Raw genomic sequence first — 10,597 nt, 5'->3', positions numbered from 1 at the left:
AATAAATGACGTACTCTCTTCACTTTTTAAAAAATGGGTGTCCTTTTTATTTTATTTTAAAGTGGGTGTCCTTTTTATTTCCTTTTTATTTCCCTTAAAAAGTGGGTGTCCTTTTTATTTGTTTTAAAAAGTGGGTGTCCTTTTTATTTTCCTTTTATTTGTTTTAAAAGTGGGTGTCCTTTTTATTGTCCTTTTTATTTGTTTAAAAAGTGGGTGTCCTTTTTATTTAATATTTAATATTTAATAAGGACACTTCTTGGACACATCGGTCAGTTGGAACATATGAGCTAGAATAAAAAGCAGGGGAATCAAGAAGTCAGAAAAGATAAATGGCGGTGAGGGAGGGATTCGAACCCTCGGTACGCGATTAACGTACACACACTTTCCAGGCGTGCTCCTTCAGCCACTCGGACACCTCACCATTTGCTCAAAGCGTTTATCGCCCCGAACAGGTGGCGTACTTTATATCACCTTCACCACAAAGGCAAAAAGAATATATACCTAGAAAAAATTACCGAAGGCGATTCAGACCAAACATTTTGCCCAGAACGTTCTCAAGAACGGCGGTTGGCAACAGGGCTTTCAACAATGGCAAAGCCCGGCTGCCATTGGCCAGACGGATAATATTGAGCCTGCGTCCGGACTCCAGTTTATTGATCAGGTCACGACAGAAGCGATCTGCCGGTGTTGGGTTATCCTGTGAAGCATTAGCTCGTGCCCTGACCTTCGCTGCAATGGGCATATAGAGGCTGTCTGGGTTGAACACTTGTTGCAAAACCCGGCTGGCATTATCTGCAAACTGTGACTGGACGGCACCGGGCTGGACCGTTACCACCCTCACTCCAAACGGCTTCAATTCCATTCTCAGCACATCAGACAGTGCATTGATGGCCGCTTTGGAGGCACAGTAACAGCCCGAAAACGGGGTAAACAGAACACCGGAGATACTGCCAATATTGACGATCATACCCTGTTTGCGGGCACACATATGAGGAGCCACCTTACGGATCAGGGTCATGGCTGCAAACACATTGGTGGCAAACTGTTGCTCCAGCTCTTTACCGGGCATATCAATCAATGGCCCCATGCTGCCATAGCCAGCATTATTCACCAGCATATCCAAATGACCATCGCTGCTGAGAATATGCTGCACAACCTCATGCACCTGTAGCTCATTGGTCACATCCAGCTCCAGTACCTGGATATTCTGATCTGCCAGCTTCTGAATGCTTTGCAGTTTACGGGCGGTTGCCCAGACACGATAGCCTCTTTGCTGAAACTCCAGAGCCAGTTCCCGGCCAATGCCACTGGAACATCCGGTAATCAGTACATTTTTATTGTTGGAAGGCATGGTTTATCTCTTTCAGACTTAGCGTATATGAGAATTGTTTTTCAGATGTAATACCAACAGAGCACCAGCTTACTGAAATCTCAACTTCGACAAGGCGGGGAAAAATACGCAATGGTCACTTTTAGGGGGTATCTTCTGATCGGAACTGCTGCTCATAGTCTGACCAGGTGTATTCTGGATGCTCCTGCTCCAGCCTCGCCAGTTCCGCTTCAAGAGAAGGCAGCTCCCCTTCAGGCGAAGGCAGATCAATGCCCAGCTCTGAAAGTTTGGACTCCAGCACAGAAAAATCCGGCGTAGTCGGGAGTTCACCGTCACCTGGAACGGTACAGTCTTCAGCGGAAAGATCAGTCTGGTACAAGCTGTCAGTGGCCTGGGCAAATTCCGGGCCGGGCCTTGCCTCCAGTGAAGCCAGATCAGGTGAGCTATGGTTCTGATGATGGGCAACAGGCTGTTCTGTATTGTCAGGAGTCTGGTCAGCAGCTACATCAGTTTCATCCTGTGGATAACGTTCCGCCTCATCTGCGGCCGGTTTATCCACAACTGGCCGGGATACCGGTTCTTCATCGACGGCTTCTGCTGGTTCGTTCGGCTGTTCAGTGGCGACGGCAAAAGTGGAGGCTCCTGTGGTCTCAGGTACCGACTCTTGCGCAGAGGGCACGGCCCCCTGATGGGCAGTAATTTCATCAACCGTTGCAACGGCTGGATGTGGTGCCTCCGTCTCAAGCGCAAGTAACTCTTCTGCCTCCAGCGGCTCCAGGTCCGCTGTTTCCAGCGTCTTGGCAGGCAGTTCCTTCTTGACCCGAACCCCCAGTGCCAGAAACTGATCCGCCTGGGCAATCAGGTTTCCGCGACCGTGCTTCAGTGTGCCCATGGCATCATCGTAAGTGGTACGGGCATTACCCAGTTGGACATCCAGCTTCTCCATTTTTTCAACAAAAACACGAAGTTTGTCGTACACCTGACGGCCTTTGTCAGCCAGCTTACGGGTGTTGGCATTCTGCCGCTCAATGGTCCACAGGTTGGCAACGGTGCGCAGGGTTGCCAGCAGGGTAGTCGGTGTAACAACCACGATGCGCTGCTCAAATGCATCATTGAACAACTTCTGGTCATACTGGAATGCCGAGATAAATGCAGGCTCTATGGGCATGAACATAAAGACAAAATCCGGGGCCTTGATTTCCGGCAGGTTCGGATAGTCTTTCTGGTTCAGGCTGTTAATATGGTTGCGGATGCTCTGGATATGGCGGCCCATGGCAGCATCACGGTCAGCATCGGTCTCAGCGTTGACAAACGCCATGTAGTCCACCAGCGACACTTTGGAATCGATAATCAGGTGTTTGCCTTCGGGCAGGTGGACAATAAAGTCAGGCCGCTTGTTCTGGCCATCTTCATCCCTGAAATTGGGTTCCCGCTGATATTCCTGCCCTTTGATCAGGCCACTGCTGTCAAGAATGGTCTCAACCTGCATTTCACCCCAGTTGCCCTGGAGTTTCTTGTCACCCTTCAGTGCCTTCGCCAGGTTCTCGGCATCACCGGTCATCTTACGGTTGAGCTGATGCATGGTTTCCAGCTGCTGCTTCAACGCTGCCCGGCTGGCACTGTCTTCCCGGTGGGCCTGTTCAACCTTGTTACGGAATTCACCCAGCTGCTCCCTGAAAGGAGCCAGCAGTGAATGCAGCTGCTCATGGTGCTGGTCAGAGAGTACTTTTCCCCTGGCTTCAAAGATTTCGTGGGCCAGGTGTTTGAACTCCTGTTTGAGAGCTTCCTTGTTTTCCTGAAGCTGCATGAGGGCTTTCTGGTTCTGCGCCTGTTGTTCTTCAAGACGGGTTTCCAGCTCCTTTACCCGCTGTTCAGCCTGACTCCGGCCAGAGCGCTCAGCAGTCAGTTCTTTCACCCGATCCTGAAGGTCCCTGCTTTTTTCCGCTTCACGCTTGCGCTCTGAAATCAGCATGGCCTCTAGGCGCCCGACCTTCACCTGATGCTGACTGACCAACTCGTTAAGACGCGACGTCTCCTGGTGCAGAAGGGCTTTAGCAGAATCCAGCTGTTCCTGCATAAGCATGCCCTGGTCGGCCAGCTCGTCCTGCAGGTCGGCTTTCTGCTCCGTCAGCTGGGCAATCTGCAGATGCTGGGCATCCACTTCCCGCTCCATTTGCAATCGAAGGCTGTGCTGGGTCTGTCGGCAGACGAACCACGCCATTGCAAACGACAGCAGTGAAGCAACAGCAACTACAACGAGGGCAGTAAGCGTCATGAAACAATCTCTCTGGAATTACACTTAAAATCTTTTGACAGGTTCGTCGAGAAAAAAGTTCAGGTCAATAGCAAAAAATCTTGCCAAAGACCTGACTTGCAGCATTTATAGCTGAAAAAAGGGTTGCAATAGCCGTGGAACCAGCCCTTTAAAGCGGAGAGGGCCATCCGTTGCAATGAGACAGATACAGCCTTCATGGGTATCAGCAACCGGCTGATGGGTGATATCCGGGTCAACATCCGCCACATCGCCCACAGAGAAACGCCCCAGCTCATCGCTGTAGGAGCCCTTAAGAACCAGGGTCAGCTCAGAGCCACTGTGGCCGTGGGACGGCATGAAGGTACCCGGAGCAATTTTCAGCAGTCGCAGCTTGCCCTGAGAGGCTGGCAGAATAAATTGCTTCATGCCCGGAGCCATGGTGCGCCAGTGGAGATCGCTGAACCACTGGCCAATCATTGGGCGCAGAGGAGCCGGAATATCGCCATCGGATTGATCGTCTGGTATTTTCTGAGTTTCGGAATATACCTCGTCGACCGGTTCCTCCAACATGGCCAACATCGAATCCCGGGAGCTTTGGGATATGGATTCCACCGGTTCCTGCTCCATCAGCCCAAGGCCGATCAGCTCAGCGTCCGCAACCTTGTCATGACAGTGGTCACAAACCGCCAGATGACAGGCAACGACCATGGAGAGCGCGTCCGGCAAGCTGCAGGCACCGTAGCTGAGCAGGGTGCTGTCATCGGGGTGGTGATTGCAGTTCATGACACACCTCCAATGCGAACCCGTAATTTATCAAACGCCAGCCTGAGGCCAGACTTGACACTGCCAATGGGCATGTCCATATCTTCGGCGATTTCTCGATGGGATTTTCCTTCGTAATACACTTTATAAACCAATTGAGCCTGTTGCTGAGGCAGGGCACCCAGGGCATCTTTTAATCGCCCTGAATCATAGGCCGCCATACTGGGCGTATAACCTGCCTCGGGATAACTGTTCAGCGGGGAGAGCATGTCAGGCTTATCTTTACGAAGCCGATCGATCCATAGATTTCTGGCGATACGAAAAATCCATGTGGACGCTGTCGCTTTAGCAGGATCGTAGCTGGAAGTCTTGCGCCATACCGATAAAAGGGTTTCCTGAACCAGCTCTTCAGCCAGCTCTTCATTAGCCCCTTTTCTGACCAGAAAGCTTTTCAGCCGCGGGGCGAAATAGTCGTAAATCTGCATAAATAGCTTTTTATCGCGACTTTTCGCCAGATCGACAAGAATATGCCTGAAGTCCTGCTTTTGCGCTGCCTGATCAGGTTTGAATTCCATAGAGGTTTCAACAAGCCGAAGATGTGCCATAATTTTTTGATTTTCTTATACATAGGCGATTATACGTAAAAAGTGCCAATAAAGATCTCTTACGGTGAATACAACCACTGATCCGCATAATACCTTTATTAAATGTCCTGCATAGCTTTTCCTCAACAGAAAATAGCGGTTCTCTGATGATCAGCTTTATTTAATTGTTACTTATATACCCCCCATTGGATGATGCTTTAGGACAGATTTGGTAACAGCTTCGTTGCGGGACAAAATACTGAGTGGAAAACGAAGAGTTGTATTCTCAACTCCTCAGGGTCTGTTGATGGATTTAAGTATGTTCTTCTCTCTACCTCAATCTGAGAGGTAGAGAGGGTGATTGAAAAGCCAAATTCACTCTAACATAATTGACACACGTCAGTGCTATAGCAACTGTGGGAGACGCAGATTTGGAAGGTCAGGCTTATTACTCCCTACCCAATTCATCAGACTATGCACGCTATTTACATTGGGTAAGCCTGTGATCGTTTTCACCCATAAAATACCTACCTCTTTTGCAAATATCTCGCTGGCTGGCTCACGTGTAGAGATTTGATGTCTGCTCTGTGTATGAAGGGCTACCGGGTTTATTCCACTGGTACCCAAACTGTCTGATGCAACATCAGATTCAAGTTGATCACCATCAGGCATCACACAATCAGTAACATCAAACATCTCAAAACCAAAAGAACGCTGCGGTCTCCACCGCTCAACCTCATTCAGTACACTTTGCGGCTGCATCTTCAAATCAATTCCGAAGGGGATACCAAAACCAGCTTCCGCTGATGTAGCTACTTCAGCGCTCGCACCCAGAGCTGTGAGCACTGGTGCGACCAGGGTAAAACCAATATCTTCCAGACTGCTATGATTATCCCCTCCTGAACCATGGGCAAAACTGACTGTATTCTCTCTAGCCAGATTTTCATTTAAAGACCAGTGTGCCTCATGAAACCTATTCCCCTGCTTTAAGCCCTCAGGCATCCGGAGATTCGCCCCCATAGGGCTATAATTTTTACGAACAAGGCTACGTCTGTAAATTTCACGATGGTGATCAGGCATGATGCTTTCCAGTTCTACTTTAAAGCTAGCGCCGTTAAAATCGCTCTCATCAGGAGCAAAAGCATAAACCTGCACAAGTTTTATCTTATCCGGCCAGTTATTGCCGTATTTATAAGCTTCTATCATTCTTTCCTGGATATCGAATGGCAGAAATTCAAGAGGAAGATCAGTGCTGGTTACAAGGGATTTTATCTTCTCAGAAGATGGCTTAATGCCCAAACTGGAGATACAAATAGACTGGTCATCAAAAATTGTCGTTTTCGTAAATCCCAACTCACTGGCAAATGACGCCAGGCTATCACCATTAGCCAGGACAGGTCTGGTCTTCACAGGTTCTGCCTGCAGATGAATATTTTGCCCTAACGGCGAATGCGTTACTGTTTGCCGGGGGACGTTCTGGCTGCTCTGAACAGTTTGACGGGTAGTTTGTCCTGCCGACGACGATTGTGATGAAGCAAACTTACTTAACAGGGCGGACATATTGCTCGTCGCCACCGCAAACCCTGCTTTTGAAGCGGTTCCCTTCTTACCAAATGCTGCCATCTCTTTTTGAAACGCAGCGACCCCTTGCTGCAGTAAAACATCCGGATTAGGCTCAACGGCATTTACCTGCCCCTGATCCCCACTTGTTTCAAGGAGACTTAACTGTTCATGCAAATTGATAAGTCTGGTTTTCAACTCTGCCCGTTCAGGTTTGAGAGCCTGATCAGTGAGTGTGCCAAGCATCTGCGTTGCTTTTTCCAGGTTACTTCTCGCCTGCGTAAGAAGATCCTCTTTAGAAGAGGAATCCGGGTTGCCGGTTAAAGCTTCAATCGGTGCTTCTGCGGCATCCAGCGCTTTTTTAATGTTATCTACTGCGGTTTGATGCTGGTTACCACTCACAGGATGACCGCTAACCCCAGTGGATTGTCCGCTAGTTTCCCCTCCGCCCTGAAGCCGTGTCAATCTTGCGACCAACTTGGCATTCATCGTTTGCAATCGAACCCGTTCATCCCGATGATCCGAACCCTTTACCTGAAGTATTTTTTCATTTATCTGATCCAGAATCCCCTGAAGTTCATCCATATGAGTTTGATTGAGAGGAATTCCATCAACGGCTTGTCGCAATTTTTCTGCACCACTTAAACGGCTATCAGCGTCGCCAATTAATTCATGGATGCTGGTTATCACTCCATCAACCTCTCCCTGAACAGAAGATTGCATATTTGAAGCCGCTGTCTGTCCAGTAACTCTCAGGCCTTCAAACTTTTCCAACCTCTCCTTCAAATTGCTCAGTTTAGCAAGATTATCGTCCTTTCCCTCAAGCACAACCAGTGGGGTGGCAATAGTCAATGCTGATTTGGCCTGCTCAACCAGGTATGCCTCTGGATTACCGCTAACTTCATGTTCCAACGCTTTTATTGTCTTTTCTGCTATTTCAAGCTCAGCGATAAAATGCTGTTTTTTTACGTTTTTTTGAATATCAGAAAAACTGTTTCTAAGACTACCTGATTCCCTCATCAATTCATTGCGCGGCCCACCAGAGGGAAAATTTCTGATAGATTTATCAAATTCATCAAGTTTTGTAGAGAAAGAATCAACATCCTGTAGTGTTTTTTGAAACTGAAAACCATCGAGATCACTTTTCAGGCATTTTAAGGTATCGAACGCAGCAACTACTGTAAGCCACTCACCAATACTGGCTGTTAACGCGCTCAATCGCTCCTTGAGCTCTGCCTTCTCAGACTCAGACTCTGCAGAGCTGAGCTTGTCAATCTGCTTATCTAAACCTTGAATTTCCCGCTCAAGAGCCTTGACTTCATATTTGTTGCCTGTTTTTGGCTCCTTCTGTGCCAACGACTGTTCCAGCCCATCTATCTGGCCATGAAACTCCTTGACCAAAACCATCTCATTCATGCCTAGCAGTTGTTCTTGAAGGCTCTCAAGATTAGCTTTAGCTTCACTGTATTGTTCCAGTAGACTTGTCGGCAAGTTAACGCCAAATTGCGATATATCCAGTTGCACCCGACTCAATCTGTTCTGGAAAGAGTCACGTTGAAACTCCTTCGCCAGCACTTGCTGCAAAGTAACAACCTCAACATTCAAGCCCGCTAACATCATTTCAGCTTGAACCGTATCGTAGTTCGGTGGTGCTGAAGGTGTTATTGTTGGAGCATTCCCTGAAGGTAGTGGTGGTAACCCCTCCATCGTAAAAGCAGGGTATTCAGCAGGTAAATAGCCTGGCTCTTTACCCCCCTGACTCTCGTGCCCGGGGCTACCACTAACAGTGTGTGCTGCATCCATTTTCTGTTGTTTCTGTTGATATCTGGTCATTTCTCCCGCAAAGAAATCCATACTGACAAAATGAGGATCTCTGATTTTCTCTCCCTCTTTGGCCTCTTTGCGATTCAAAAAATCACATAGATTTTGTGCCAGAGGCAATGTATGGCCGACTCCCCCCCTGTCAAAGGCTGTTTCTCCTTCGACTTTTACTTTTTGAAAAACATTCAGTATTGCACTGGTCTTACGATCCTTTAAACCATCACGATGATTAAAGTCTCTCGGTAATTCATACGCCTTCAGGTCTTTATCAAGATTATCTTTTTTCCAGACTTTGTCGCCATGCACTCTTTCAGCCTCAGCACAAGTAGCCGTTGCGAGTTGCTTAACTCCCCCGGGCGTCATCCTCACAAAAAAATTACTAATATCAGTATGGCTGATATCTCTGGCATTAAACTTTGCAGTTGTCGTATTAACACCTCGACCCAAAGTTAAACCTGACGCATCATTTATGCCTGATGCCTCTGAAAACTGTGGCTGAAATGCCAGACTCTGGGCAGGAAGATGGGGTGTATTCATGTGATAGGCTCCTGATATAAGATTTCAGGAAAGTTTGATTTTTTGGTCAAAGAAAAGTTCAATTATTTATTTAGATACCTTTTTCATTTGAAATTTTTTTCATAGCAGGTCTTTTAATTTAAAAAGCATGTGACTTTTATTGCAAACTCACACATTTATTCAATTGAATCCTAAAACCCAAAAATCAAAACTATTTTTAGTCTTACACAATTAAGGTTTAAACTTGGGACGAAAGGCTAAGAACAAAACCGGATAATAAAACGCTCAGTTTTTGAACAAATTTGAATCCTCAGTCAGGTGCCTGTGCGCTTCCGAGATTTTTTGAAAAAGCTGATTACTCTCAGCGTTCCCGGGATTTTTATCCGGGTGAAGCTTCATTGCCAATTTTCGATAGGCTTTTTTTACATCATTCAGGCTGGCATCTTTCGTCAATCCCAAGGTTTCCAGTGACTCTACATTGCGCTGTTCCATATCCTCTGCAGGGACTTGAGGTCTGGCATCTTTTGGGCGAAGTTCCTGAACAGATTGGCGCAGCTCATCCACATTTCCGGTGGATATTTGTATTAGGTTATCCGCCACGGCTTGCGCCTCTGCCGGGGCAAAGCCTTTTTTCTCAATTTCCTGAATCATCCAGGGACGCAGTTCGTTTTTGATGTATTCCGGGCTTGCTACTCCGGTATCCCGGACATCAGGAGTGGCAACAACCCACTGCTGAAACTTCGTCAGATTAGTGCCTGCCATGTTCAGAGCATCGGTAATGGCCTGGTGGGCACGATCAGGGTGATAGCCTTTAGCGGTAAATTGCCCCATTGCCCACTGATAATTCTGCTGCTGATGTTGCCTGAAGACGGCCTGTGGGCTCGATGGTGTGGTGTCTACCATGACTTTCACTGCTCGATAATCAGAGCCACACTGGGAGAGCACCCTATCGGCCATTGTTTTGGCAACAGGGGGGGCATAGCCTTTGCCTTGAAATTGCTTGAAACTCCAGTCAAACCATTGCTGCCGAAGTGGGTCTTTGCCTACCGGCTGGTCAACCTTGCCACTGTTGTTGACGGGCTGTTGCCGAGGTTTCTTGCCTCGTGACTTGGGAAGCTGAAGACCCTCTTTCGAAGGTAAGGTCATTCCCAACGAACGCGCAAATCTGTCTGCGGCCCTCTTATCATCCTTCAAATTACGGGTTAAGTCCCCCATAAATTCACGAGCCGTGTCACAGTATAGGTCTCCAAAGTCCCTTGCGGCTGCCTTATACTCCTTCCAGGGATTTCCTGCGTACCCCCTGGATTCACGACTCGTGTAACGGAAATTCTGGTTAACTTTTTGAACTTTTCGTCCGGATCTGGTTTTGCCGATAGGCCCCTGACCGGATTGTGTATTATCTTCTAGAGGGTATCTGTTATTTAGCCCGTTTACGCCACCAATACCATCCATTGATCGTTCCCTTACCCGATGATCAGAACATGAAAATTCGCTTTTCAGGCAACTCCTCAAACTTTGTTCAGCCTGAAATCAAGAAAATATATGATTTCATTTGGTGATTTTCTTAGTCAGGTTATCGGGGAAACTGGCGATAGTTTTACCTCCCTGCAGGAGAAACAACTGCGGAAAACATGCTTCTTGAGAATTCTATACCAGGGCTCACCAGCCCGAGCCCGTAAAAAGCTTTAACGCAGTGAGCGTTTTTTCTCATGCTTCACTTGCGTGGCTACGCTCATGTTCCTTTAAGTAGTTGGCCAAATGGAATCGTAT

Annotated in this window: 6 protein-coding genes and 1 tRNA gene; all 7 read right to left on the bottom strand. The window is 47.7% G+C overall.

From position 1 onward, the window contains the following. Positions 1-330: 330 nt before the first annotated feature. A tRNA-Ser gene (locus tag KDK15_RS06950) sits at positions 331-421 on the bottom strand. Positions 422-511: 90 nt separating this feature from the next. Further along, on the bottom strand, positions 512-1,351 hold the full coding sequence (locus tag KDK15_RS06945; RefSeq protein ID WP_257294640.1) for an SDR family oxidoreductase: 840 nt from the start codon (positions 1,349-1,351) through the stop codon (positions 512-514). A 121-nt stretch (positions 1,352-1,472) separates the two neighbouring features. Continuing rightward, positions 1,473-3,605 carry a DNA recombination protein RmuC gene (gene rmuC / locus KDK15_RS06940; RefSeq protein ID WP_257294639.1) on the bottom strand — a complete coding sequence of 711 codons (2,133 nt, stop codon included), beginning with the start codon at positions 3,603-3,605 and terminating at the stop codon, positions 1,473-1,475. Between the two features lie 105 nt (positions 3,606-3,710). After that, on the bottom strand, positions 3,711-4,367 hold the full coding sequence (locus KDK15_RS06935; RefSeq protein WP_257294638.1) for a ChrR family anti-sigma-E factor: 657 nt from the start codon (positions 4,365-4,367) through the stop codon (positions 3,711-3,713). Continuing rightward, complete coding sequence (locus KDK15_RS06930; protein WP_257294637.1) at positions 4,364-4,921, bottom strand: sigma-70 family RNA polymerase sigma factor; 558 nt, start codon at positions 4,919-4,921, stop codon at positions 4,364-4,366. The genes KDK15_RS06935 and KDK15_RS06930 overlap by 4 nt, the downstream gene beginning before the upstream one ends. A gap of 414 nt (positions 4,922-5,335) precedes the next feature. After that, positions 5,336-8,197, bottom strand: a complete 2,862-nt coding sequence (locus KDK15_RS06925; RefSeq protein WP_257294636.1) for a hypothetical protein — start codon at positions 8,195-8,197, stop codon at positions 5,336-5,338. A gap of 915 nt (positions 8,198-9,112) precedes the next feature. Continuing rightward, positions 9,113-10,279 (bottom strand): J domain-containing protein, encoded by a 1,167-nt coding sequence (locus KDK15_RS06920; RefSeq protein ID WP_257294635.1) that lies wholly within the window; start codon positions 10,277-10,279, stop codon positions 9,113-9,115. Positions 10,280-10,597 lie beyond the last annotated feature (318 nt).

The sequence above is a fragment of the Endozoicomonas sp. YOMI1 genome, from assembly GCF_024606345.1.
Lineage (GTDB): Bacteria > Pseudomonadota > Gammaproteobacteria > Pseudomonadales > Endozoicomonadaceae > Endozoicomonas.
This window is presented reverse-complemented; position numbering and strand designations above follow the sequence as displayed.

Coding starts and splice junctions, on each gene's coding strand:
- KDK15_RS06925 (WP_257294636.1), bottom strand. CDS start 8,197: ATGGAGGGGTTACCACCACTACCTTCAGGGAATGCTCCAACAATAACA.
- KDK15_RS06930 (WP_257294637.1), bottom strand. CDS start 4,921: ATGGAATTCAAACCTGATCAGGCAGCGCAAAAGCAGGACTTCAGGCAT.
- KDK15_RS06945 (WP_257294640.1), bottom strand. CDS start 1,351: ATGCCTTCCAACAATAAAAATGTACTGATTACCGGATGTTCCAGTGGC.
- KDK15_RS06935 (WP_257294638.1), bottom strand. CDS start 4,367: ATGAACTGCAATCACCACCCCGATGACAGCACCCTGCTCAGCTACGGT.
- rmuC (WP_257294639.1), bottom strand. CDS start 3,605: ATGACGCTTACTGCCCTCGTTGTAGTTGCTGTTGCTTCACTGCTGTCG.
- KDK15_RS06920 (WP_257294635.1), bottom strand. CDS start 10,279: ATGGATGGTATTGGTGGCGTAAACGGGCTAAATAACAGATACCCTCTA.